Raw genomic sequence first — 23,906 nt, 5'->3', positions numbered from 1 at the left:
AGTGGCCCGCCGGCTGGCAGGGCCACTTCTGCGTTAGGTGCCCGCTACCGCCGCGTGGCGGGAGCCAGGAGCATGTGGTCAAGCTTGGGCAGTGCGTGCCGGAGGCGGTGCCCGGCGCGGTCGAGGATCTCTTCCGCCTCCGCCAACCCCGTATCAGCGACTTCGATCCGCGCCGATCCCTGCAGCCGGTGGCCGGACCACCGCAGCTTCAGGTTTCCGACTGCGAGGACGCCCGGCGTCTCCTCCAGTGCCACCTGTGCGCGCGATACCAGGTCCGGTTCGATGCCGTCCATCAGCCGCCGGCCGATGCTCCGGACAGTGCCCCAGAGCAGCACCATGATGGCGGCGGAGATGACAAGCCCGACGATCGGGTCCGCCAGCGGAAAACCGAGCATGACGCCCACGGCGCCGATCACCACAGCCAACGAGGTGAAGCCGTCGGTCCGCGCGTGCACGCCGTCTGCCACCAGCGCGGCGGAACCGATCCTGCGGCCCACCCGGATGCGGTAAATGGCCACGGCCTCGTTTCCTGCAAAACCGATCAGGCCCGCGGCAATGACCCAGCCCAGGTTCTGCAGCGGCTCGGGATGGATCAGCCGGTCAACCGACTGCCAACCGGCCACGACGGCGGAGAGCGCCACGACCGCCACGATGAACAGGCCGGCCAGGTCCTCAGCCCGCCCGTAGCCGTAGGTGTACCGGCGGTTGGCGGCCCTGCGCCCCAGGACGAAGGCCACCCACAGGGGCACCGCGGTCAAGGCGTCAGAAAAGTTGTGGATGGTGTCCGCCAGCAATGCCACCGAGCTGCTGAACAGGACCACCAGGAACTGCAGCATGGTGGTGGCCAGCAGCACGAACATGCTGATCTTCAGCGCCCGGATACCCTCACTGCTGGCCTCCATGGCGTCATCAATGGAATCGGCGGCGTCATGCGTGTGCGGGACGAAGAGTTCGAACAGCCAGCCCTTGAAGCCGGAGTGGTGATGGTGGTCGTGGTCATGGTCGTGGTCGTGGTCGTGATCCCCGTGGCCGTGGTGATGGTCGTGGTCATGATCGTGCCCGTGATCCCCATGGACGTGGTGGTCATGATCGTGGCCGGGGGTATGGGTGGACTCCTGGTGCGGCCGGCTCATGAGGCGCTCCGTGCGTGGTGGTTGGCGATCCGGTGGTGGGCCGGTTCCCCGCCGAGGGCATGCTCGGCCTGGAAGATGGCATCGGCCACCAACTGCCGGGCGTGTTCGTTTTCCAGCCGGTACATCACCCGGGTTCCGTCCTGGCGGGTTGACACCATCCGTGCCAGCCGCATTTTGGCCAGGTGCTGGGATACGGCGGCGGGGGACTTGCCCACCACGTCCGCAAGGGCGCCCACCGCCATCTCCCCATCACGGAGGGCGAGGATGATGCGCACCCGGGTGGCATCGGCGAGCATGGCGAACACCTCCACGGCCAGCTCCACGTACTGGCTGTCAGTACCCAGGGAGCAAGCATTCTTATCTGCATTCATGCGCATATAGTGCCATAGCTTGGGCCTCGATGCAGCCTTTTCCAACGGTGACCGCTTCATTGCTAATGACCGCTGCGGTTCCGGAAAGACCGGCAAACCCGCGGTGGCCGCTGTGGGCTCACGCCGCAGAGGGGCTATGCCCCGTTCCAGGCGGCCGGCTCAGCAGTGCGATTTGCCAGGCATGTGCGGCTCCTGGGAGGGGGCCGCCACCGGGCACAGTTGGCCCGCGAGCTTCTTCAATTCCAGCGGATGGAAGGGCTTTGTGAGGTAGCCGGCGGCCCCGGAGGCCATGCCGGCAAGGACGTCGTCCTCCTCAGAGCGGGCGGTGAGGAACAGCAGGGGTGCGGTGGTGAGGTTACGGATGGCGCGCGCCACCACGTGCCCGTCCATATCCGGAAGGCCAAGGTCCAGGGTGACCAGGGCGATGGCGGGATCGGCCGCTGCGGCGACGCCATCCGCGCCCGTGGCCACGGCGGTGACTTTGAAGCCCGCGCGGGCAAGGACCACGGAGATCAGGCCCCGGATATCGTCGTCATCCTCCACGACAAGGCAAACACGCTGCTGTTCCAAATTGAGCCCCCCGGCGAAAAGTTGGCACCATTCTACTGGGCGGGCAGGGATGCCGCAGGCCGTAGGGCCTAGCCGTCGTAATGGGTGCGCGCAGGCCCCTGGCCCAGGGCGTTGACTACCGCCGCGGCCACGTCATGGAGCTTGGTGTTGCGGGTGCTCGACGCGGTCTTCAGGATGGCGAAAGCGTCCTCCTGGCTGCACCGGTTCTGGGCCATGATGATGCCCACCGCCATGTCGATGACAGTGCGGGACTCCAGGGTGGCGCGGAGGTTGGCCGCCGTCTCGCTGTAATGCGCAAAGCGCACTGCAAGGCGCAGTGCCAGCGACGTTTGGCTGACGAAATCCTCGGCGAACTTCAGCACCCGGCCCTCGAAGCGGTGGGCGCGCCGGGAATACAGCAGCAGTGCCGCCTTGGTTTCGCCTTCAAGCCTGAAGGGAAGGGCGGCAACCGAACGGACCCCCTTTGCCACGACGGCAGGGGAGTAGTCCGGCCAGCGTCCGTCGTCGTCCAGGTCCGGAGCGTGGACCGTCTCCTGCGCCGTGAATGCGGTCAGGCTAGGGGTCTCAGTGAACCGGTGCTCGAGCCGTCCGATGGACTTTGCCTCCGGGCTGCTGCTGGCGATGGTCGCTGTCTTCCGCTTCCGGAGCAGGGTAATGGCGCACAGCATCTCGTCGCCGGGCTCGGAAAGGCTGCGGGCGGACACCTGTGCCAATTCGTTAAGGAAGTCCTCAACGTCGGAGCTGTTGAGGACCAGTTCATGCAGGTGTTCGGTGATGGATGTATCGGTTTTTGCTGTTGACTCGCCGGCCACGGTTTCTTGTTGCCATTCGTTCAGGTCAAAACGAGCCCGCAACACATCGGGGCCCCACAGTTGGGTGGGGGAGCCGGTGATGGTCGCTGGATCGACGAACTTTCCAACGGCCTGCTGCTAAACCGATAACCAGAGTATATACATTCCCCGGTGGGGCGAATCCCATTCCCGCCCGGGCCGTCACGCCGTTTACTGGCGCCGGACAGGGGCCAACCGGCACAATGAAGCGGGATCCGGTGCTGCCTCCAACGGGCCCATAGACCGTGCTCCCGCTGCGGAAGGACAGGAATATGAGCAGGCTTCTCATCATCGGCCCACCGGGCTCCGGCAAGGGAACGCAAGCCGAGCACCTGGCGCGGCATTTCCAGGTCCCTGCTGTGTCCACCGGGGACATCTTCAGGAGCAACGTCAGGCGGAAGACTGCCTTGGGGAATCAGGCGGCCCGGTACCTCGACGACGGCCATTTCGTCCCGGACCACCTCACCAACGCGCTGGTGAAGGACCGGCTCCTGGAAAGCGATGCGAGGCAGGGATTCCTGCTGGACGGCTATCCGCGCACCGCGCCGCAGGCGTTGGAACTGGATAACATGCTCGCGGACCACGGCCACGTGCTGGACGCCGTCATCGAACTGACGGCGCCGGACGCGGAACTGGAGGAACGGATGCAGCGGCGTGCCACGGAGCAGGGCCGCTCCGACGACACGATCGACGTTTTCCGGCGCAGGCTGGATCTCTACCACCGCCAGACCCATGAAGTAGTGTCGGTGTACGCGGGCCGGGGCATCCTGGTGTCCGTCAACGGCAGTGGTGATCCGGGCGGGATCACCGCAGCGGCAATCGCCGCCGTCGAACAGTTCCTTGCAGCCCCGCGCCCTCCGTCCTGACCGAAACACCGCACGGTGAACGCACTCCAACAGAAGGAAACACTGATGAGAATTGCCGTTACAGGCGGAACCGGAAAACTGGGTCGGCACGTGGTGCGCCGGCTTACGGACGACGGCCACCAGGTCCTCACCCTGGACCGGGCGGGTGAGCGCAGCCCGGAACTCCTGGTGGTGGACCTGCGCAACTACGGGCATGTCGTGGACGCCCTGCTGGGGGTGGATGACCGGCATGAAGGGTTCGACGCCGTGGTGCACCTGGGTGCCATTCCCGCCCCGGGCATCCTCCCGGACGCAGCAACGTTCGAGAACAACATGCTGTCCACCTACAACGTCTTCCAGGCTGCGCGGCGGGCCGGGATCAAGAAGGTGGTCTACGCCTCCAGCGAGACCGTGCTGGGGCTGCCGTTCGACATCGACCCGCCTTACATCCCCGTGGATGAGGAATACCCGCCGCGTCCGGAAAGCACCTACTCCCTGGTGAAGACCCTGGAGGAGCGGATGGCTGTGGAAATGACCCGGTGGGACCCGGACCTGAGCATTACGGGCCTGCGGTTCTCCAACGTCATGGACGAGGCCGACTACGAAAAGTTCCCCTCCTTCGACTCCGACGCGATGCTCCGCAAGTGGAACCTGTGGGGCTACATCGACGGACGGGACGGTGCCCAGGCGGTGGCGAAGGCACTGGAGAATGCCAAGCCGGGGTTCGAGGCGTTTATCATCGCCAACGCGGACACCGTCATGAGCCGGCCCAGCGCCGACCTCGCCGCCGAGGTTTTCCCGGACGTCAAGGTGACCAAGGAACTGGGCGAGCACGAAACGATGCTTTCCATCGACAAGGCACGCCGCCTGCTCGGCTACGAACCCGAGCACACGTGGCGGAACCATGCAGCAGCGGGCGCCGGCGCGAGGGAGCGCCAGGCTTAGACCGCGGTCCCCAGCAAGGGTCCGCAGCACTCGCCAAGGGTTGGCACAGGATCGTCCAAGGAGCCGGAAGCCGTGCGCTTCCGGCTCCTATCCTTTTGGTACCGCCAACTGCCACCGCAAGGACCCCCCCACATGCGTACCCGATTCTTCGTGCTGCCTACGCTCATTGCGCTGCTCTCCGCCGTCGTCCTTTCCGCTTCGTCCCTGCCCGCCGCCGCCGTTCCTGTGCCAGGACCACCCGCCGGCAACACAACGGGCCGTTACCTGGTGCAGTACGCCCCCTCTGCCGACGTAGCAGCCATGGTGTCGGGACTGCGCGGCCAGGGCCTCGCCGTCGGCCGCACTTTTGAACACGCCCTGCGCGGTGCCGTTGTCAGCGCCACCCCCGCCCAGGCCGCGGCCCTTGCCCGGTCCGGGAACGTGTTGTCCGTGGAGCCCGACGCTCCCGTCACGCTGTCCGGGACCGAGCAGCCCGCACCCTGGGGCCTGGACCGTTCCGACCAGCGGACCTTGCCGCTGTCCGGCACCTACTCGTGGACCGGGGCCGGTGCCGGCGTGACGGCCTACGTGGTGGACACCGGCATCCTTGCCTCGCATACCGACTTCGGCGGCCGGGTGGCAGCGGGCTGGACCGCCGTGGCAGACGGCAACGGCACCACCGACTGCAACGGCCACGGAACCCACGTGGCCGGCACTGTGGCCGGGGCAACGTACGGGGTCGCCAAGGGTGCCACCCTGGTTCCTGTCAGGGTGCTCGACTGCAGCGGCTCCGGCTACAACTCGGACGTGGTGGCCGGCCTGGACTGGATCGCCGCCAACCATGTTGCCGGGACACCCGCCGTAGCCAACCTCAGCCTGGGCGGCGCGGCCAGCAGCGCGGTGGACAACGCCGTCCAAGCCGTCCTTGCTGATGGCGTGGCAACCGTGGTGGCGGCAGGAAACTCGGCAGTTGACGCGTGCACGGGCTCACCGGCCCGCGTCCCCGGAGCCGTCACCGTGGCCGCCAGCGACTCCACCGACAAGCAAGCCTCGTTCTCCAACTTCGGGTCCTGCGTCGACCTGTACGCTCCCGGCGTCGGCATAACCTCCGACTACTACACCTCCACCACGGCCACGGCCTCCATGTCCGGGACGTCCATGGCGTCCCCGCACACCGCCGGCGCCGCAGCGGTGCTGTTGTCCCAGAACCCGGCCCTGACGCCGGCGGAGGTAGCTGCCGCACTGGTATCCAACTCCACGCCCGGAGTGGTCACGGGGGCCACCGCCGGGACTCCGAACCGCCTGCTTTTCACTGGTACGGGGGCAACGGCCCCTGCTCCCGCGCCTGCCCCGACTGCCACCCCGGTTTCGCCGGCAGCCAAGGCTGCGGCAGTAGCCATAGGCACGAACGTGACGGCCACCTTCAGCGCCCCCGTCGTGGGCGTGTCACCCGCACCTTCGTGCTGAGGAACGCCGCCGGAGCGGGCATCACCGCCACCGTCACGTACGACGCCACCACCCGGACCGCCACCCTTGACCCGGCTGTTAACCTGGGCGCCGACGCCACCTACACCGCAACCCTGGTGGGCGGCGCCTCTGCCATCCGGGACACGGCAGGTACGCCACTGGCCACCGCCAGCTGGACGTTCACCACGGGACCCGCCCCCACGGTCACCAGCTACAGCCCAGGCAGCAACGCACTCCTGGTCCGCCGGAACAGCAACGTCACTGCCACCTTCAGCGAAGCCATCCAGGGCGCCGGCACCTCCACCTTCACCTTGCGGAATGCCTCCACCGGCACCGCGGTACCAGCGTCCGTCTACCGGAACGGCACTACCAACCAGTGGATCCTCGATCCCCAGGAACCGCTGGCGACCAAGACCAAATACACCGTGACGTTGTCCGGGGGATCCGCCGGCATCCGTGACCTGGCCGGAAACCCCCTCGCCTCCCGAAGCTGGCAGTTCACCACCGGCTCCTATTGACCGCTGTGGCTGCTGCCAGCCGTCCTACCGGCCCAGTGATGGAGCGAACGGCGCTACATGGGGATAATCTTCACCCTAGGCATTCACACAGCACGCCCTTCGGTCGTGCACACACCAGGGCGCAGGGACGGGCAACACATTGGCACAGAAATCAGCAGGTTCCGCAGCCACGGAGGCCAAATCCGGCAAGTGGCACACCTTCCATGAAAAGTTCGTGGTGGAAGAGCGCTATATCGACCCCGCCGACCGGCGCCGTCTCTACCGCACGTCGGTGGTCCTCGCCGTGGTGGGGCTTGCCCTCTTTATTGCCACACTGGCCAGCGTGCTGCAGGCCGACGGCCTCACCGTTGCGGACCACCCGGTGCACGACTGGCTGCTGACCACCCGCTCGGCAGCACTCACCGCCTTCATGATCTTCCTGGCGGTGTTCTTCGGGCCCATCGCCCTGCCGATCATCGTGCTGGTGGTGATCCTCATTTGGGGATTCGCAGCCAAACATGCATGGCGCCCCATCCTGCTGGCGTCCGCGATGCTGACAGGGGTGATCATCTCCCAGATCATCCTGCACATCGTCCAGCGCTCGCGGCCTCCCGTGGACCAAATGCTGTTCGGCGCGGACCAGACTTTCTCCTACCCGTCAGGCCACGTCCTGGGGGCCTGCGACTTCCTGCTGGTGGGCGCCTACTTGATCTTCTCCCGGCGCCGGAACCCCCGGGCAGCGGTCTTCGGCTTCATCGGGGCCGGCATCGGGATCGTCCTTGCCATTGCCAGCCGGCTCTACCTGGGCTACCACTGGCCCACCGACACCCTTGCGTCCTTCTCGCTGTCGTTGCTCATCCTGGGCGGAGTCATCGCCCTGGATACCTGGCGGACCGCGAGGATTCCCGGCGAACCGGTGACGGGAGAGCTCTCCAAAAAAGAATCCGGCCGGGAATAAGGCCCTCCTGGACCCAGGGTCACATTATTGCGGCCGGGACCTGGCGCGCTTCAGCGCCCGGTGCAGTTCCACGTTCGCTGCCTCCAGTTCCAGGACCTTGGCAATACCTGCCAGGTTGAGCCCCTCCTCAAGGAGTTCCCCGATCCGCTGCAGGACGGCGATATCGTCGTCACTATACTGCCGGGTGCCGCCGGCGGTCCTGGAGGGCGTCAACAGCCCCCGTGTTTCATACAACCTGATGTTCTGCTGCCCGGTGCCCGTGAGTTCCGCGGCCACCGAAATGGCGTAAAGGGCCCGCGAACCGGGCGGACGCGCGGGGCGGCCTGCCGCAGGATCTGCCATAAGTGCTCCCAAAATTCGTTCCGGCCGGTGCCTTGCTTCAGTTTTCCATGGGTGCTATAAAAAATCTATATCCGCTGCCATAGATTAGTCGGCACTGGAGAAAGACGCAGATCCATCACCTTGGAAGCTGAAGGAGTGGGAAATGATGTTGATGCGCACCGACCCGTTCCGTGAGCTGGACAGGCTCACGCAGCAGGTTTTCGGAACCGCCGCGCGTCCGGCCGCGATGCCCATGGACGCCTGGCAGGAGGACGGCGAATTCGTGGTGGCGTTCGACCTTCCCGGCGTGAAGGTGGAGTCGCTGGACCTCAACGTGGAACGGAACGTCCTGTCCGTCCGGGCCGAGCGCCAGGACCCCACGCAGCCCAATGTGGAGCTCGTGGCCTCGGAACGTCCACGCGGCGTATTCAGCCGGCAGTTGATCCTGGGTGACACCCTGGATACCGAGAAGATCAAGGCCAGCTACGACCAGGGCGTCCTCACCCTGCGGATTCCGGTAGCCGAACAGGCCAAGCCGCGCAGGATCGAGATCCAGACCCAGCAGGGCGGGATGCAGGAGATCAGCACATAGGTTCTTCCCGGGGCCCCTGCCGGATCCGGCAGGGGCGCCGGTGGAACAGGAGGCTGGGATGACGGATGTCCCCGACTACTACGCCGTCCTGGGCGTGGGCCGGGATGCCACCCGGCAGGAGATCTCCCATGCGTACCGGGTCCTCATGCGCAGCCACCATCCCGACATGGGCGGCGGGTGCGGGGACGTGGACGAACAGCCACTTATAGACCCGGCGACGACCGGCGCCCCGGCTCAGCGTGACGAACCGCAGCGCGACGAACTCCTGGGAATCATGCAGGCGTTCCACGTGCTCAGTGATCCCGGACGGCGTGCCGACTACGACAGGCGGGTCGCTGCGCGGGCAGCCACCTCGGTTCCGGTCCGGAAAGTCCGCAGGCCCGGCCGCACGCCCGGGCCTGCCATCCGCATTACCCCGGTGCGGTGGGAAAGCGGGCCGTGGGCCTGAAAGCGGCCGTGGGCCTGAAACCGGGCCGTGGGCCCGGCAACGGCCCCGCCCGAAACCGGGGAACCAACCAAACGCAGTCCCATCATCCAAGGAGGCGGAAAGCTGCATGAGCGACTGGCGGCGCTACGATTCACACCTCATTCCCGCATTCCACGAGCGCTTCGAACAGCGCTGGGGCCCGGGAACCGCACCCTTCCTCGACCCCGAGGCGCACGAACAGCCGCTGCCGCGGGCACAATGGATCAATCCGGCCACGGGCGCAGCATTGGCGGTAGTCCCCGTCTGGACGGCGGACGAAAGGCAGCAGCGTTCCTTCGGTGTGTTCTACCTGCCGCCGGCGGGAGACATCTGGGTCCTGCGTCCCGGCTATACCGGGTACCTTGAACCGTCCGACGGCGACTCGGAGCACCTGGTGACCCTGCGCAATGACGCCTTCCGCAAGGCGGTGGCGCACGCCAAGGAGTTCCTCTTCGGGTCGCAGTAGGCCCCCGTGTTCGGCACGGAGTTGCTGCTCGTCAGCGGTCCTGCGCTGTGACATTCTGGGACGTACCAAACTTCCGTGACCAAAAGGCTGGACCCCCAATGCACATCACCGCCAAGGACCTCGCAGCGCTCATCCCCCCGGGGTTCACGCTTGGCGTCGCAACCGCTGCATTCCAGATCGAGGGAGCGCTGGACGAAGACGGCCGCGGACCTTCCGGCTGGGACAGGTTCGCCGCGAAGCCCGGCGCCATCGTGGAGGACCACAGCCCGGTGGTGGCCACTGACCACTACCACCGGATGCCGCAGGACGTGGCCCTGCTGAAGCAGCTCGGCGTGGACTCCTACCGGTTCTCCTTCTCCTGGCCCCGCATCCAGCCTGGCGGCACCGGCCCCGCCAACCGCGCCGGGCTGGCCTTCTATGACCGGCTCCTGGATGAGCTCCTGGCCAACGGGATCTCGCCCATGGCCACCATCTACCACTGGGACACGCCCCTGGAACTGGACGAAACGGGCGGCTGGATGAACCGCGATACGGCCTACCGGCTGGGCGATTATGCCGCATTGGTGGCGGAGGCGTTCGGGGACAGGGTGGCCCGCTGGGTCACCATCAACGAACCGGCAACGGTCAGCGCGAACGGGTACGCCTTCGGCCTGCACTCGCCCGGCAAGGAACTGGCCCTGGGCGCGTTCCCCACCGTCCACCACCAGCTGCTGGGCCACGGGCTCGCCGTGCAGGCCCTGCGCGCCGCGAAAGTGCCCGGCGAGATCGGGATGACCAACGTGTACTCGCCTATGGTGCCCAACTCGATCAATCCGCTGGACAAGATCAGCGCCGGGGTCATGGACCTTGGCCAGAACCGGCTCTACGCGGACCCGGTCCTGACGGGCAAGTACCCGGACCTGATCCGTGCCGCCAAGTTCTTCAGTTCCTTCGACCACCCGGACGAGGACATGGAGATCATCTCCCAGCCCCTGGACTTCTATGGGCTCAACTACTACATGCCCACCAAGGTGGCGGCTGGACCCGGCGGCGGCACCGTGCCGTCAAGCATGGCGGAAGCCATGGGCAGCGACCTCAGTGCAACGGGGAGCGGGGCAACTCCGTTCCACGTGGAGACCTGGCCGGAAGCGGACATCACGGCATACGGCTGGCCGGTCAAACCGGAGTACATGGCGGTGGCCCTGAAGGAGATGGCGGACCGTTACCCCAACCTGCCGCCGGTGATCATCACCGAAGGCGGGGCCAGCTTCGAGGACATCATTGTCCGGGACAAGTCCACCAACACCCGGTTCATCCCGGATGAACGCCGGCTGAAGTACATCTCCGACCACCTTGAAACCGCGCTGCGGGCCACGGCCCCCGGCGGGGCCGCCGAGTCCGTGGACCTGCGCGGCTACTACGTGTGGTCGTTCCTGGACAACTTCGAATGGTCCGCCGGGTACAAGCAGCCGTTCGGCCTGCTCCACGTTGACTTCGAAACACTGGAGCGCACGCCGAAGGCCTCCTACTTCTGGTTCCAGGAACTCATCGAGGAACGCGACCTGGCAGCCGCTGCCGGGGCCGCCATCGCCCAGGCGGTGGTTCCGGACCTGCTGCCCAGCGACGACCTCCCCGGCAGCGACGACCTGTTGGCCAACCCCTGAGCAGTCAGCCGCGGAGCAGGTCCAGCATGGCGAGCTGCTTGGCGATGCCGGCGCCGTCGGGGGAGTAGATCCAAGGCACGCGGGAAGTAGTGTGGTCCCCGTCCTCGGAGTGGCCGCCGGCGAATACCGATTCGCTGACGGATAGCTGCCTGATGGCGATTGCCGCGACCTTTTCCGGGTTTTCGGCGGCGAAAGCCGAGTAGATAGCCTCATCATGCTGCCCGTTGTCACCGATCAGGAGCCACCGCATGTCCGGGAACTCCTGGGCGAGCCGCTCCAGGTTGCGGTGCTTGTGGTCCTGGCCGCTGCGGAACCAGCGGTCCTGGGTCAGGCCCCAGTCTGTCAGCAGCAGCGTGCCCTTGGGGTACATGTTGCGGGTCAGGAAGCGTCCCAGCGTGGGGGCTGCGTTCCAGGGGCCGGTGGAGAGGTAGATGACCGGGGCCTCGGGATGTTCAATGGTCAGCCGGTCCAGCAGCACGGCCATTCCGGGGGTGGCCATGCGTGCCCGTTCGCTGAGCACGAAGGTGTTCCACAGGGCCAGGAAGGGCCGGGGCAGTGCGGTCACCATGACGGTGTCGTCGATGTCTGACACGATGCCGAATTCCACACCCGGTGCAATTACCTGGATCAAAGCCTCTGCCGGGTCGGTCCCCTCCGCGCGCAGGATTGCGGTGTGCCAGCCGGGCGACAGCTGCACCTCCACCTCGGTATCGATCAGTCCGCCCCGGTCCGCCGTGACGCGGGTGACCACCTCCCCGATGGTGATCTCGACGTCGGTAAACTGCAGCGGAACCCCGGTGAAGGCGCGCCACCCCCGGATGTTCTGGTTACCGTTTTTTGCCTCGTGCTCGGCTTTGCTGCCCGGCAGTGGTTTGTGGGTCAGCAGCACTCGCCCCAGCACCCGTACCCGCGTGGTGGAGCCATAGCCCTGGTAGGCGATAGTCTGCGGCACGAACTTCCACCGCTTGGCCAGCGTGATCCGGACATCGTTGACCGTGTCGGACACCCAGTGCGCGAAACGGAAGAATCGGCTTCCCGACAACGCGTACTGGCCTATCTTGTCCTGCCGTGGCGCGGGGGCGTTGTCCTGGGCTGGGTTCTGCGGAGCCGTGTCCATGCCCTAACTCTGCCACAGGGCGGCGGCAGCCTTCAGCCTGCGCCCAGGATCCCGCGCAGGGTCCAGGCGTTCCGCACCGCGTTCCCGCCGCCGTCGTTGTTGAAGTACGCGAAAACGTCGATGCCGGCGCTGTCCCACTCGCGGATGCGGTCCGCCCACCAGTGCATGTCCGCATCCGAATAGGAGCCGCCGTACAGATGCTCGTGGTCCGGCCCGTGCAGCCGAACGTACGCGAAAGGCGCGGTAGTCCGGAGGATGCACGGAAGGTTGGCGCCGCTCATGATGCAGTAGGCGGCCTGGTGCCGCTCCAGCAAGGCGAACACCTCCGGAGAGTCCCAGCTGGGGTGCCGGAACTCCACGGCCACCCTGATCCAGGACGGAAGCGCGGCGAGGAAATAGTCCAGCCGTGCGTCGTCGCGCTCCAGCTGCGGCGGCAGCTGGACCAGGAGCACCGCCCGTTTGTCCCCCAGTTCATGCCAGCACCGGGCAATGCGCTCAATCCAGACCTCCGGTGAGTAAAGCTTGCGCGCATGGGTCAGGCCGCGGGGCGCCTTGACGGACATGGTGAAACCGGGCGGCAACCGCCGGTTCCAGCCCGCGAAGGTGGTGTCCCGGGGCCACCTGTAGAAGCTGGCATTCAGCTCAACCGTGCTGAACCTGGAGACGTAGCTTTGGAGCCTGTCCCGGGCGGGCAGTCCGGGCGGGTACAGGACGTTCTCCCAGTGGTCATAGCTCCAGCCGGAGGTGCCGATATGGATCGCCATTTCCCTCACGCTACACCCGGATATTCCCCTTCCGTTCGGAGCTCCGTGTGGCAGGGTGTTGTCATGGCGCGAATTGAAGATTATGCGGTGGTTGGCGACCTTCACACCGGGGCCCTGGTCAGCAAGGAAGGCTCGATCGACTGGCTCTGCCTTCCGCGGTTTGATTCCCCTGCCTGCTTCAACGCCCTGTTGGACACCCCTGACGCGGGGCGCTGGCTGCTGGCGCCGGAGGGCGGGGGAACGTGCACGCGCCGCAGCTACCGGGACGGGAGCCTGGTGCTGGATACCGAATGGGATACCCCGGACGGAACAGTGCGGGTCACCGACTTCATGCCGCCCAGGGACTCCGTTGCCGACATTGTCCGCATCGTGGAGGGCATCAGCGGCACCGTCAAGATGCACGGAGAGCTGGTCATGAGGTTCGACTACGGCCATATCGTGCCGTGGGTGCGGAAGGACAAGCGGGGACTGCACGCCATCGCGGGCCCGGATGCCGTTTACCTGGTGACGCCGGCTCCGCTGCACGGCGAGAATATGCACACAGTCAGCGACTTCACGGTCAGTGCCGGCGAGAAGGTACCGTTCGTGCTGACCTGGGCGCCAAGCCACGTGGGACGGCCCGTCAGCGTTGATGCCGAGCACGTCCTGGACAGCACTTTCGAATTCTGGCGTGGCTGGTCCTCGCAGTGCACCGTCAAGGGGAAATACCAGGACGCGGTGGTCCGCTCCCTGGTGACGCTCAAGGCACTGACCTACGCGCCCACAGGGGGCATCGTCGCGGCCGTCACCACGTCCCTCCCCGAGCAGCCCGGCGGCCAGCGGAACTGGGACTACCGGTACTGCTGGCTGCGGGATGCGGCCATGACCCTGCAGGCCCTGCTGGCTGCCGGCTACACGGCGGAGGCTGCCGCCTGGCGGGACTGGCTGCTGCGGGCCGTGGCGGGAGACCCCGCCGACCTGCAGATCATGTACGGGATCCACGGCGAGCGGCGGTTGCCGGAGATGGAACTGCCGTGGCTGAAGGGCTACGAGAACTCCACCCCGGTTCGGATCGGAAACGCGGCGGCGGAGCAGTTCCAGCTGGATGTGTGGGGCGAGGTCCTTGACTGCCTGTCCCTGACCCGGAACTCGCTGCTGAAGCATACGGACGAAGCGTGGGATGTGCAGATCGCGCTGATGGAGCACCTGGAAACCATCTGGGACCAGCCGGACAACGGGCTCTGGGAGATGCGTGGACCACGCCGGCATTTCACCCACTCCAAGGTCATGGCGTGGGTTGCCGCCGACCGTATGGTGAAGGGCGTGCGTGAATCCGGGCTGCCGGGCCCGGTGGAGCGGTGGGAGGCCCTTCGGGACCAGATCCACGCGGACATCATGGCTAACGGGTTCGATGCCCAGCGCAACACCTTCGTCCAGTCCTATGGCCGCCCGGAGCTGGATGCCAGCCTGCTGCTGATTCCCCGCGTGGGGTTCCTTCCCCCCGACGATCCCCGGGTGGTGGGCACCATCGAAGCGATCCAGCGGGAGCTGACCCAGGACGGATTCGTGCTGCGCTACAAGCCGGAAGAGAGCGACGACGGCCTGCCGGGGGATGAGGGCGTCTTCCTGGCCTGCTCGTTCTGGCTGGTGGAGGCGCTGCTGGGGGCAGGGCGCCGCGAGGAATCTCGGGAACTATTCGAGCGGCTGCTGGAACTGCGCAACGATGTGGGGCTGCTGAGCGAGGAGTGGGCAGTAAAAGCCGGGCGGCAACTGGGAAATACACCCCAGGCCTTTAGCCACTTTGCCCTTGTGACTAGCGCACTGGAGCTCCATCAGGATACGGTTCGCCGCAGTGACACTCCCTTTCCGCAGGACAAGGCGGATTCGCACTGAGGCGGTGCGGAACGGGCTGGAACTTCTCCTTCGCAGGATAGATAAGTATACTTACTAACAACTCATGGAGTGCTCCCCAGCACAATGCCGTGATTGACGGAGGAGTGATAGTTATGGCCGGATTTTTTGAACTCGTGGATGCCCCCGACGGTGGTTACCGGATCAGGATGATGGACGGAAGCGGGAACCTGATGGCTATCTCGGTTACCTTCCCCACTAAGCGGGCCGCTGTGGCAGGCGTCGCCATGGCCCGGGAAATTGCCGGTACGGGCCTGATCCGGGACAAGAGCCTGGATGGGGCCGGCTCCGTCATCCGCGAACGCGTGCGGCCCGTCAGTTCACCCAAGGAGGAGGCGGCCAGGCTGAAGAAGGCGCCCGGTGTCCGACGGGCAGCGGTGGGCTGATGGCTGAATCCCCCACACCCCCTGGCGGCTCCCGCCGGGGGGTCCTGTTTGACGTTGACGGGACGTTGATCGACTCGTCGTACATCCACACCGTCGCCTGGTGGGGTGCGTTCCGCCAGTACGGCCATGACGTTCCCATGGCGGCCATCCATTGGCTCGTCGGCATGGGTGGCGCCCGTTTGGTGGACCACCTCCTGCCCTCCGGCCGCGACCGGGACGAGGATGAGGACATCATGGCCAGCCACGGCGCACTCTACGCCTCGCACTGGCCGTCGCTGCGCGCCCTGGACGGGGCCAGGGACCTGCTGGGCCGGTGCCATGCCGGCGGCGCTGCTGTTGCGCTGGCCTCCTCTGCGCGGCAGCGGGACCTGCAGGTGATGCGGTCCATACTGGACGCCGACGCCTTCATCGACGCCGCCACCAGCGCCAACGATGCGGAGGAGAGCAAGCCTGCGCCGGACATCCTGGAGGCAGCCCTGGAAGCTGTAGGAGTGGACGCGGCGGACGCCGTCTACGTCGGCGACGCCGTGTGGGACATGAAGGCAGCGGGTGCCCTGGGTGTTCCCGCCATTGGGCTCACCTGCGGGGGCATCCATGCGGCCGAACTCCGGGAGGCGGGCGCCGTCGAGGTCTATGACGGGCCGCGCCACCTCCTGCAGAACCTGGGCGCGAGCGCCATTGGCCGGCTGCTCGCGCTGGAGCCGCGCTCCTGAATCTTTCGGGCTACAGTGGCTGTCCGCCCGGCACCGAATCCTCTTCGCCTGCGATGGCGGGCTTTGTCCAGGATACGATCACCTTGACCGAGCCGTCGTCGTTCCGCTCGATATCGGTGGCGACTTCGGCCGCGGGCGCACCCATCTCCTCGATGCGCATCCGGTAGGTGCTGACCAGTTCCGCCAGGCTTTCTTCCGTCCATTCGCCCGGACGCATGCGAGTGGAGATCTCGACCGGTTCCGGCTGGTAGAGCGACATGGCGTTCCTCTTTCTTTTTTCCCGACGGTCCTACGCTAGGGGCACCAGGCTGCGGCCACAAGCTTTTAATCAGCATGCTTACTTTTTTCGGCCAAAACAGATAGCGTCGAAGGAAGGGTGCCGGCAGGTGCCCTGCCCCGCCCCCAGGGACACCCCCACGGGGACAGCAGAGCGAAAGGGAGACTGTGAAAGCACTGACGTGGCAAGGAAAGCGATCGGTAAGCGTGGAAGAAGTGCCCGATCCCACCATCCAGGAACCTACGGACGCGATCATTCGGATCACCTCCACCGCAATCTGCGGCTCCGACCTGCACCTCTATGAGGTCCTTGGCCCCTACATGCACAAGGGCGATGTCATTGGCCACGAGCCGATGGGCGTCGTGGAGGAAGTGGGCAGTGGCGTTACCAACCTCCGCAAGGGAGACCGCGTGGTGGTGCCGTTCAATATTTCCTGCGGCTCCTGCTACATGTGCAAGCAGGGCCTGCAGTCCCAGTGTGAAACCACCCAGGTCAAGGAAAAGGGATCCGGCGCCGCACTCTTCGGCTACTCCGAGCTGTACGGGTCAGTCCCCGGCGGCCAGGCCGAATACCTGCGGGTGCCGCACGCCGATTACGGGCCGGTGAAAGTGGGCAGTGGACTCCCCGACGAGCGCTACCTGTTCCTTTCCGATATTCTCCCGACCGCCTGGCAGGCCGTGGAGTATGCAGACGTCCCGGCGGGCGGCACCCTGGCAGTATTCGGCCTCGGGCCCGTGGGCCAGTTCGCGGGCCGCATCGGCGTGCACCGGGGTTTCCGCGTGATCGGCATCGACCCCGTCGCCGAACGGCGGGAGATGGCGGCGCGCCACGGCGTGGAAACGCTCGATTACAGCAAGGCCATTGGGGACGAACTCCGGGAGATGACGGGCGGCCGCGGCCCCGACGCGGTGGTTGACGCGGTCGGCATGGAAGCCCACGGTTCCCCGGTGGCAGGGTTCGCCCACCAGGCGCTGGGCCTCCTGCCGGACAAGCTGGCCCAGAAAGCAATGGAGACCGGCGGCGTGGACCGGCTGGCAGCCCTGCACGCCTCGGTTGACGCGGTGCGGCGCGGCGGCACCTTGTCCCTGAGCGGCGTGTACGGCGGCACGGCCAGCCCCATGCCACTGCTCACCATGTTCGACAAGCAGCTCCAGGTGCGCATGGGCCAGTGCAACGTGCGGCGCTGGACCGATGACATCCTTCCCCTCGTGGAGGACGACGCCGATCCGCTGGGTGTGATGGACCTGGTCACCCACCGGTCCAACCTGGACGGCGCCCCGGCGCTGTACGAGAAGTTCCAGAAGAAGGAAGACGGCTGCATCAAGGTGGTCCTGAACCCCGCCGCCTGAGTCCCGCGTCCTGGACGCGAAAGCAGGGGCCGCTACGGAAATCCGTAACGGCCCCTGCTGCTGCCCGGACAGGCCGGAAACCTCCTAGGTGAGCTTTACCTGGCGGTTCATGTCCTTGTAGAGCAGGTAGCGGAATTCGCCCGGGCCGCCGGCGTAGCAGGCCTGTGGGCAGAACGCGCGCAGCCACATGAAGTCGCCGGCCTCCACCTCCACCCAGTCGTTGTTCAGCAGGTACATAGCCTTGCCCTCCAGGACGTACAGGCCGTGCTCCATGACGTGCGTCTCCGGGAACGGGATCACGCCGCCGGGCTGGAACGTGACGATGTTGACCTGCATGTCGTGGGCCAGGTCGCTGGAGTCCGTGAACCGGGTGGTCTTCCAGACGTCGTTGGTGTCCGGCATGGACGTGGGTTCGATGTCCTTCTCGTTGGTGACGAAGGACTTGGCCTCGTATCCCTCCAGCCGTTCGTAGGCCTTGCGGATCCAGTGGTAGGAAACGACGTCGTCCGAAACGTTCTCCACGCCCCACTCCGAACCGGCGGCCAGGTAGGCGTAGCCGCCTTCCTCCATCTGGTGCAGCTCACCGTCGAGGGTCAGGTTGAGCTTGCCGCGGGTCACGAAGACGACGCCTTCCACGCCTGCCTCGAATTCGGCCTTCGGGGCGCCGCCGCCCGGAGCGATCTCGACGATCAGCTGGGAGAACGTGGTGGCGAAACCCGAAATGGGGCGGGCGATGATCCAGGAGCGTGTGTTGGAGAAGCCCGGGAGGTTGGACGTGACGATGTCCGTCATCACGCCCTTCGGGATCACCGTGTAGGCCTCGGTAACGATGGCGCGCTCGGTGGTCAGGTGCGTCTGCGGCGGCAGTCCGCCGCTGGGGGAGTAGTACTTGCCCATGAATGGATTCCTTTGGCTTAGGAGTTGGAAGTGGTGGCCAGCCGCGGGTGCGCCAGCGCGGTGAGCTGCGGAATTCCGACGCCGGCAAGCGCCTGGACTTCCTCGGCACCCACGGCGCCGCACTGGACGCCGCGGAGGACGAAGGCGGCCAGTGCGCGGGCGGTGGCGGGCTCGTCCATGACGCCGCCCTCGGTCCGTTCCACGTAGTTGCGCAGGCGGGCGGCGGCGGCCGGCAGGCCCTCGCGGTAGAACGCGTAGGTGGCAGCGAACCGGCTGGGCAGCTGGGCCGGGTGCAGGTCCCAGCCCTGGTAGTAGCCGCGTTCCAGCGACCGGCGGACCAACCGGCCGTGCAGCTGCCAGGCGTTCTCCACGTTGTCACCCACCGGGATGATGTTGGTGGAGCCGTCCGAGAGGCGGATGCCCGTGCCTGCCACGGCAAGCTGCATGACTTCCTTGGCGAAGTCGGCCACGGGGTGCTCCATGGACTGGTACTCCGCGGAGATCTGCAGGGATGCCGAGTAATCGTAGGTGCCGTAGTGCAGTCCGCTGATCCGGCCGGGCACGGCATGCGGCAACTGCGCCACCGGAGAGGTTCCTTCCGGACCGAGGATCAGCTGCGGCGTCTCCACCTGCACCTCGAAGCGGAGCCGGCCGGCAGGCAGGCCGTGGACTTCCTCGAGCCGTGAGACCGCGTAGTCCATGGCCTGCACCTGCGCCACGGTGGTGACCTTGGGCAGGGTCAGGACCAGGCCGTCCGGCAGTTCACCCGCCGCGGCGAGGCCGGAGACGAAGAGGTCGAGGGTGCGCAGGCCGCGGGCGCGGGTGGCTGCCTCGAAGCATTTGAAGCGGATCCCGATGAACGGGGGAGCGGACCCGGCCGCGACGGCCTGGGCCACCGCGGACGCCGCGGCCACCGCAGCGGCATCCTCGGCGTCGTCGCCCCGGTCCCCGAAGCCGTCCTCGAAGTCCAGGCGCAGGTCCTCGATCGGCTCGGTGCCCAGTTTGGTTTCAACCCGGCCGGCCACGGCCTGGGCGAGGCTTTCGTCCTGGCCCAGGAGCCGGCCCAGCTTTTCGAATCCGCCGTGGGCTTCGGCCGTCGCCGCTGCCTGGGTGCCCCAGTCAGCTGCGAACGACGGCGTGAAGCGGTCCGCGGGGACGTACACCGTGTGCACGGGCTGGCGGGAGCCGTCGTCGCCGGGGTAGTTGCGGTCCAGGAGCTGGTCGGTGGGGGCCAGCTGCGCGTCAATGTGCGCGAGGTCCCCGGCCGAGAGTGATGTGTTGGGTGCGGCCATCTCAGTCCACCAGCTCGTAGGCGGGGGTGGTGAGGAAGTCCGTGTAGTCGTCGGAGAGGCAGATGTCAGCGATCAATTCGCTGGCCGGCTGGTAGTAACGGCGGAACGCCTCGTCACCGAACTCGGTGCGGAGCCTTTCGGTCTCTTCCCCCAGGACCTTTTCCACCAGTTCCTTGGTGACCGTGTTGCCGGTGTCTGCCAGGATCGACTTATTGCGGATCTGCTGCCACACCTGGGAACGGGAGATCTCCGCTGTGGCGGCGTCCTCCATCAGGTTGTGGATGGCCACGGCGCCGTTCCCGGACAGCCACACGGCCGTGTAGGCGACCGCCACGTACAGGTTCAGGCGCAGGCCGGCCTCGGTGACCTGGCCCTCGGCGGAGGAGACATTCAGCAGCTGTTCGGCCGTGACGGAAACTTCCGGGCGCTGCTTGTCCACCTGGTTGGGCTTGTCGCCGAGCACGGAGTCGAAGACTTCGCGGCAGGTGGGGACCAGGTCCGGGTGGGCAACCCAGGAGCCGTCGAACCCATCGTTGGCCTCGCGGGTCTTGTCCGCCCGGACCTTCTCGAACGCCGCGGCCGTGACCTCGGGGTGGCGGCGGTTGGGGATGACTGCTGCCATGCCGCCCATGGCGAAGGCGCCGCGCTTGTGGCAGGTCTTGACCAGGAGTTCGGTGTATGCGCGCATGAACGGGGCGGTCATCACCACGGAGGCGCGGTCCGGCAGGACGAATTCCTCGCCGGCGTCGCGGAAGTACTTGATGATGCTGAACAGGTAGTCCCAGCGGCCGGCGTTCAGTCCGGAGGCGTGGTCGCGCAGTTCGTAGAGGATCTCGTCCATTTCGAAGGCGGCCGGGATGGTTTCGATCAGGACGGTGGCGCGGATGGTGCCCTGGTTCAGGCCCAGGAAGTCCTGCGCGAAGACAAAGACGTCGTTCCACAGTCGTGCCTCGAGGTGGCTCTCCATCTTCGGCAGGTAGTAGTAGGGGCCCTGGCCGTTGAGCACCAATTGCTTGGCGATGTGGAAGAAGTGCAGCCCGAAGTCCACCAGCGCGCCGACGGCCGGTTCGCCGTTGACCAGCAGGTGCTTTTCCTGCATGTGCCAGCCGCGGGGGCGGGCCACCACGACGGCGAGCGGCGCGTCGGTGCGGAGGCGGTACTCCTTGCCTTCCTCGGAGGTGAAGCTCAACGTGCCCTGGGCCGCGTCGCGGAGATTCAGGATGGCGTCGATGACATTGGCCCAGGTGGGCGTGCTGGCGTCCTCGAGGTCCGCCAGCCACACCTTGGCGCCGGAGTTCAGGGCGTTGATGGCCATCTTGGCCGGCGACGCGGGGCCGGTCATCTCCACCCGGCGGTCCTGCAGGGCCGCCGGTGCGGGCGCAACCTTCCAGTCGCCGTCGCGCACGTCCTTGGTCTCCGGCAGGAAGTCCAGCTTGCCGGTCTCGGCAACGCGCTGCCGCTTGACGGCACGCGCTGTCAGGAGTTCGTTGCGGGTGCCGGCGAAGCGGTTGTGGAGCTCCTCCACGAAGGCCAGTGCCTTGGGCGTGAGGATCTCCTCCGCGCGGTCGATCGGCCGGGGATCTGTGACGGTGATGGCCATTTCTGGTCCTTTCCTAAAGCTGGAAGTCGGGCGGTCAGACGGAAGCCAGTGCGGGTGCCGGGTCCTGGGCAGGATCGGCCGCCATGGCAACGTTTGAGGCCTGGGCTGCGGCCGCGACTGCGGCTGCGACGTCGGCGGTCACGTGGGGGTCGAAAATGCTCGGGATGATGTAGCTCGCATTGAGCTCATTATCATTCACGCGGTTTGCGATTGCCTCGGCGGCAGCCACGAGCATTTCCGGGGTGATGTCGCTCGCGCCGACATCCAGGAGCCCGCGGAAGAGGCCGGGGAAGGCCAGGACGTTGTTGATCTGGTTGGGGAAGTCGCTGCGGCCGGTGGCAACGACGGCGGCGTGCCGGGATGCTACGGCCGGGTCCACCTCGGGGGTGGGGTTGGCCATGGCGAAGACGATGGCGTCCTTGGCCATGGAGGCAATGTGCTCCTCTTCCAGGATGTTCGGGGCGGAGACGCCGATGAAGACATCGGCGCCCACCAGGGCCTGGTGCAGGGTGCCGGCGAAGCCTTCCTGGTTGGTGTTGTCTGCGATCCAGGTGCGGTGCGAATCGTTGTAGGTCTCGCCCTTGTGGATGGCACCGGACCGGCCGGCAGCGACGATGTGCCGGGCGCCCTGGGCCTTGAGCAACTGGATGATGGCTGAGCCGGCAGCGCCCACACCGGACACCACGATCTTCACGTCGGCGATCTTCTTGTCCACCACGCGCAGGGCGTTGACCAGGGCGGCCAGGGTCACGATGGCGGTGCCGTGCTGGTCATCGTGGAAGACCGGAATGTCCAGTTCCTCGCGCAGGCGGGCCTCGATCTCGAAGCACCGGGGCGCCGCGATGTCCTCCAGGTTCACGCCGCCGAAGACGGGTGCCAGCAGCTTGACGGTCCGGATGATTTCCTCGGTGTCCTGGGTATCCAGGCAGACGGGCCAGGCGTCCACGTTGGCGAACTGCTTGAACAGGGCGGCCTTGCCCTCCATGACCGGTAGGGCGGCGGCGGGTCCGATGTTGCCCAGGCCCAGCACGGCGGACCCGTCGGTGACGACGGCAACGGTGTTGCGCTTGACGGTCAGGTTGCGGGCGGCGGCGGGATCCTCGGCGATTGCCAGGCAGACGCGGGCGACGCCGGGGGTGTAGGCGCGGGAGAGGTCGTCGCGGTTGCGCAGCGGGACCTTGGGGACCACCTCCAGCTTGCCACCGAGGTGCATCAGGAAGGTGCGGTCCGAGACGTGCTGGACCGTGACGCCGTCGAGCGCGTTGAGGGCGTCCTTGACCCGTGCTGCGTGGGCGTCGTCGGTGGTGTTGCAGGTGACATCGACGACGAGGGTCTCGTGGTGGGACTCGGTGACGTCGAGGGCGGTGATGGCTGCGCCGGCTGCTCCGACGGCTGCGGCCAGCTCGCTGGTGGCGCTGAAGCTTGACGGTGCTTCCACGCGCAGGGTGATCGAATTTCCGGGGCTGGGGTTCGCCATTGAATGTCCTCCTGTTTAGGCCTTTTCCGGCTTCTGCTCTAATCCGAATGTTTTCGTATTATGGATATTATTATCTACTTTATGGAAATACAAGCCCCCGGAATGCGACTGGCGAACCGCGTCGCGGCTGGTACTGCCGTGCTGTATGTTGGGTGTTCTAAGCAACTCTTTTCACGATGCGGATAAGAGTTGTCGGATTCCGAGCCACAGGAGACAACGGAATGGCAGAAAAAGCCTCGGGCGGCGTGCAGTCGGTAGAGCGCGTCTTCGAACTGCTGGAGCTCATCACCGATGCCGGCGGCGACGTGACGCTCAGCGAGCTCTCGTCCTCCACGGACCTGCCGCTGCCCACCATCCACCGCCTGCTGCGCACCCTGGTATCGCTGGGCTACATCCGCCAGCTGCCCAACCGGCGCTACGCGCTGGGCCCCCGGCTCATCCGGTTGGGCGAGGGGGCCAACAAGCAGCTCGGTGCCCTGGCCCGTCCCCAGCTCAAGGCCCTGGTGGACCAGCTGGGCGAGACCTCCAACATGGCCGTGCTGGACTCGGACATGGTGATCTATGTGGCCCAGGTCCCCTCGCTGCACTCGATGCGTATGTTCACGGAGGTGGGACGCCGCGCCCACACCCACGCCACCGGCGTGGGCAAGGCAATCCTGGCCCAGCTCGACGACGACACCGTGCGGGGCATCGTGGCCCGCGCCGGCATGCCCACCCCCACCCCCAAGAGCATCGGCGACGTGGAGGAACTCCTGGCCGACCTCAAGCTCATCCGTGAGCGGGGCTACTCCATCGACGAGGAGGAACAGGAACTCGGCGTCCGCTGCTTCGCCATGGCGGTCCCCAACGCTCCGACGCCTACCGCGATTTCCGTGTCCGGCCCGGTGTCGAGGGTGGACGGAAACTTCGCGGACAAGGCCGTGCCCATCCTTCGGGAAGCAGCCGAGGCCATCTCCCGCGAGCTCAACCGCACCTGAACTTCGGCGGGCCCCACGCCCGCAGGGTTGGACGACGGCGGCCCGCACCTTTCGCGAAAGGTGCGGGCCGCCGACGTTCTTCTG

The 23,906-nt window shown here is 66.6% G+C and carries 26 protein-coding genes; 14 read left to right on the top strand and 12 right to left on the bottom strand.

Annotation, left to right across the window (positions count from 1 at the left end; genetic code table 11):
* Window positions 1–44 precede the first annotated feature (44 nt).
* The 4 genes from ACFVTD_RS07990 to ACFVTD_RS07975 form a co-directional block, all read right to left on the bottom strand.
* The gene (locus ACFVTD_RS07990; protein ID WP_387560614.1) at window positions 45–1,133 is read right to left on the bottom strand and encodes a cation diffusion facilitator family transporter; all 1,089 of its coding nucleotides are present in this window, start codon (window positions 1,131–1,133) and stop codon (window positions 45–47) included.
* A complete protein-coding gene (locus ACFVTD_RS07985) occupies window positions 1,130–1,504 on the bottom strand; it encodes an ArsR/SmtB family transcription factor (RefSeq protein WP_387560611.1) in 375 nt (124 codons plus the stop codon). The genes ACFVTD_RS07990 and ACFVTD_RS07985 overlap by 4 nt, the downstream gene beginning before the upstream one ends.
* Window positions 1,505–1,663: 159 nt before the next feature.
* A complete protein-coding gene (locus tag ACFVTD_RS07980) occupies window positions 1,664–2,047 on the bottom strand; it encodes a response regulator transcription factor (RefSeq protein WP_387560608.1) in 384 nt (127 codons plus the stop codon).
* 95 nt (window positions 2,048–2,142) lie between these two features.
* Window positions 2,143–2,886: a GAF and ANTAR domain-containing protein gene (locus ACFVTD_RS07975; RefSeq protein WP_387560605.1), complete on the bottom strand. Its 744-nt coding sequence runs from the start codon at window positions 2,884–2,886 to the stop codon at window positions 2,143–2,145.
* Window positions 2,887–3,176: 290 nt separating this feature from the next.
* On the opposite strand from ACFVTD_RS07975, the gene ACFVTD_RS07970 reads away from it, so the two are divergent.
* The 5 genes from ACFVTD_RS07970 (at window position 3,177) to ACFVTD_RS07950 (ending at window position 7,595) form a co-directional block, all read left to right on the top strand.
* On the top strand, window positions 3,177–3,770 hold the full coding sequence (locus ACFVTD_RS07970; protein WP_387560602.1) for an adenylate kinase: 594 nt from the start codon (window positions 3,177–3,179) through the stop codon (window positions 3,768–3,770).
* Between the two features lie 45 nt (window positions 3,771–3,815).
* Window positions 3,816–4,694 carry an NAD-dependent epimerase/dehydratase family protein gene (locus ACFVTD_RS07965; protein WP_387560599.1) on the top strand — a complete coding sequence of 293 codons (879 nt, stop codon included), beginning with the start codon at window positions 3,816–3,818 and terminating at the stop codon, window positions 4,692–4,694.
* 132 nt (window positions 4,695–4,826) lie between these two features.
* Window positions 4,827–6,140 (top strand): S8 family peptidase, encoded by a 1,314-nt coding sequence (locus ACFVTD_RS07960; protein WP_387560596.1) that lies wholly within the window; start codon window positions 4,827–4,829, stop codon window positions 6,138–6,140.
* Entirely contained in the window at window positions 6,134–6,658 is a 525-nt protein-coding gene (locus ACFVTD_RS07955; RefSeq protein WP_387560593.1) for an Ig-like domain-containing protein, read from the top strand. The genes ACFVTD_RS07960 and ACFVTD_RS07955 overlap by 7 nt, the downstream gene beginning before the upstream one ends.
* A 139-nt stretch (window positions 6,659–6,797) precedes the next feature.
* Window positions 6,798–7,595 (top strand): phosphatase PAP2 family protein, encoded by a 798-nt coding sequence (locus ACFVTD_RS07950; RefSeq protein ID WP_387560590.1) that lies wholly within the window; start codon window positions 6,798–6,800, stop codon window positions 7,593–7,595.
* Window positions 7,596–7,619: 24 nt separating this feature from the next.
* Here the strand turns inward: ACFVTD_RS07950 and ACFVTD_RS07945 are convergent, their stop codons facing one another.
* On the bottom strand, window positions 7,620–7,937 hold the full coding sequence (locus ACFVTD_RS07945) for a MerR family transcriptional regulator (protein ID WP_387560587.1): 318 nt from the start codon (window positions 7,935–7,937) through the stop codon (window positions 7,620–7,622).
* Between the two features lie 145 nt (window positions 7,938–8,082).
* Here ACFVTD_RS07945 and ACFVTD_RS07940 point away from each other — a divergent pair, with 145 nt between their 5' ends.
* From ACFVTD_RS07940 to ACFVTD_RS07925, 4 genes are all read left to right on the top strand, one after another.
* Window positions 8,083–8,508 (top strand): Hsp20/alpha crystallin family protein, encoded by a 426-nt coding sequence (locus tag ACFVTD_RS07940; protein ID WP_387561692.1) that lies wholly within the window; start codon window positions 8,083–8,085, stop codon window positions 8,506–8,508.
* A gap of 58 nt (window positions 8,509–8,566) precedes the next feature.
* A complete protein-coding gene (locus ACFVTD_RS07935) occupies window positions 8,567–8,956 on the top strand; it encodes a J domain-containing protein (protein ID WP_387560584.1) in 390 nt (129 codons plus the stop codon).
* A 106-nt stretch (window positions 8,957–9,062) separates the two neighbouring features.
* Window positions 9,063–9,440: a hypothetical protein gene (locus tag ACFVTD_RS07930; protein WP_224027071.1), complete on the top strand. Its 378-nt coding sequence runs from the start codon at window positions 9,063–9,065 to the stop codon at window positions 9,438–9,440.
* Between the two features lie 98 nt (window positions 9,441–9,538).
* Complete coding sequence (locus tag ACFVTD_RS07925; protein WP_387560581.1) at window positions 9,539–11,083, top strand: glycoside hydrolase family 1 protein; 1,545 nt, start codon at window positions 9,539–9,541, stop codon at window positions 11,081–11,083.
* Window positions 11,084–11,087: 4 nt separating this feature from the next.
* Here ACFVTD_RS07925 and ACFVTD_RS07920 read toward each other — a convergent pair whose 3' ends face one another.
* Both ACFVTD_RS07920 and ACFVTD_RS07915 read right to left on the bottom strand, forming a co-directional pair.
* Window positions 11,088–12,200, bottom strand: coding sequence for an App1 family protein (locus ACFVTD_RS07920; protein ID WP_387560578.1), 1,113 nt, complete (start codon window positions 12,198–12,200; stop codon window positions 11,088–11,090).
* 32 nt (window positions 12,201–12,232) lie between these two features.
* A complete protein-coding gene (locus ACFVTD_RS07915) occupies window positions 12,233–12,964 on the bottom strand; it encodes a DUF72 domain-containing protein (protein ID WP_387560575.1) in 732 nt (243 codons plus the stop codon).
* 63 nt (window positions 12,965–13,027) lie between these two features.
* Between ACFVTD_RS07915 and ACFVTD_RS07910 the strand changes: the two genes are divergently transcribed.
* The 3 genes from ACFVTD_RS07910 to ACFVTD_RS07900 all read left to right on the top strand — a co-directional run bounded on the left by ACFVTD_RS07910 (window position 13,028) and on the right by ACFVTD_RS07900 (window position 15,953).
* Window positions 13,028–14,836, top strand: coding sequence for a glycoside hydrolase family 15 protein (locus ACFVTD_RS07910; RefSeq protein ID WP_387560572.1), 1,809 nt, complete (start codon window positions 13,028–13,030; stop codon window positions 14,834–14,836).
* 113 nt (window positions 14,837–14,949) lie between these two features.
* Complete coding sequence (locus ACFVTD_RS07905; RefSeq protein ID WP_214945366.1) at window positions 14,950–15,240, top strand: hypothetical protein; 291 nt, start codon at window positions 14,950–14,952, stop codon at window positions 15,238–15,240.
* Window positions 15,240–15,953: an HAD family hydrolase gene (locus tag ACFVTD_RS07900; RefSeq protein ID WP_387560569.1), complete on the top strand. Its 714-nt coding sequence runs from the start codon at window positions 15,240–15,242 to the stop codon at window positions 15,951–15,953. The genes ACFVTD_RS07905 and ACFVTD_RS07900 overlap by 1 nt, the downstream gene beginning before the upstream one ends.
* A gap of 10 nt (window positions 15,954–15,963) precedes the next feature.
* Here ACFVTD_RS07900 and ACFVTD_RS07895 read toward each other — a convergent pair whose 3' ends face one another.
* Window positions 15,964–16,212, bottom strand: a complete 249-nt coding sequence (locus ACFVTD_RS07895) for a hypothetical protein (RefSeq protein ID WP_387560566.1) — start codon at window positions 16,210–16,212, stop codon at window positions 15,964–15,966.
* Window positions 16,213–16,397: 185 nt separating this feature from the next.
* Between ACFVTD_RS07895 and ACFVTD_RS07890 the strand changes: the two genes are divergently transcribed.
* Entirely contained in the window at window positions 16,398–17,579 is a 1,182-nt protein-coding gene (locus tag ACFVTD_RS07890) for a zinc-dependent alcohol dehydrogenase (RefSeq protein ID WP_387560563.1), read from the top strand.
* A gap of 84 nt (window positions 17,580–17,663) precedes the next feature.
* Here ACFVTD_RS07890 and ACFVTD_RS07885 read toward each other — a convergent pair whose 3' ends face one another.
* From ACFVTD_RS07885 to ACFVTD_RS07870, 4 genes are read right to left on the bottom strand one after another with little or no spacing between them, the layout of a single operon-like run.
* On the bottom strand, window positions 17,664–18,476 hold the full coding sequence (locus ACFVTD_RS07885; RefSeq protein WP_387560560.1) for a bifunctional allantoicase/(S)-ureidoglycine aminohydrolase: 813 nt from the start codon (window positions 18,474–18,476) through the stop codon (window positions 17,664–17,666).
* Window positions 18,477–18,493: 17 nt separating this feature from the next.
* A complete protein-coding gene (locus tag ACFVTD_RS07880; RefSeq protein WP_387560557.1) occupies window positions 18,494–19,768 on the bottom strand; it encodes a DUF6986 family protein in 1,275 nt (424 codons plus the stop codon).
* Between the two features lies 1 nt (window position 19,769).
* Window positions 19,770–21,368: a malate synthase A gene (gene aceB / locus ACFVTD_RS07875; protein WP_387560554.1), complete on the bottom strand. Its 1,599-nt coding sequence runs from the start codon at window positions 21,366–21,368 to the stop codon at window positions 19,770–19,772.
* A gap of 34 nt (window positions 21,369–21,402) precedes the next feature.
* Complete coding sequence (locus tag ACFVTD_RS07870) at window positions 21,403–22,845, bottom strand: NAD-dependent malic enzyme (protein ID WP_387560551.1); 1,443 nt, start codon at window positions 22,843–22,845, stop codon at window positions 21,403–21,405.
* Window positions 22,846–23,066: 221 nt separating this feature from the next.
* Between ACFVTD_RS07870 and ACFVTD_RS07865 the strand changes: the two genes are divergently transcribed.
* Window positions 23,067–23,822, top strand: coding sequence for an IclR family transcriptional regulator (locus ACFVTD_RS07865; RefSeq protein WP_387560549.1), 756 nt, complete (start codon window positions 23,067–23,069; stop codon window positions 23,820–23,822).
* The last annotated feature ends 84 nt before the right edge of the window (window positions 23,823–23,906 follow it).

The organism is Pseudarthrobacter sp. NPDC058119 (assembly GCF_042884655.1).
Lineage (GTDB): Bacteria > Actinomycetota > Actinomycetes > Actinomycetales > Micrococcaceae > Arthrobacter.
This window is presented reverse-complemented; position numbering and strand designations above follow the sequence as displayed.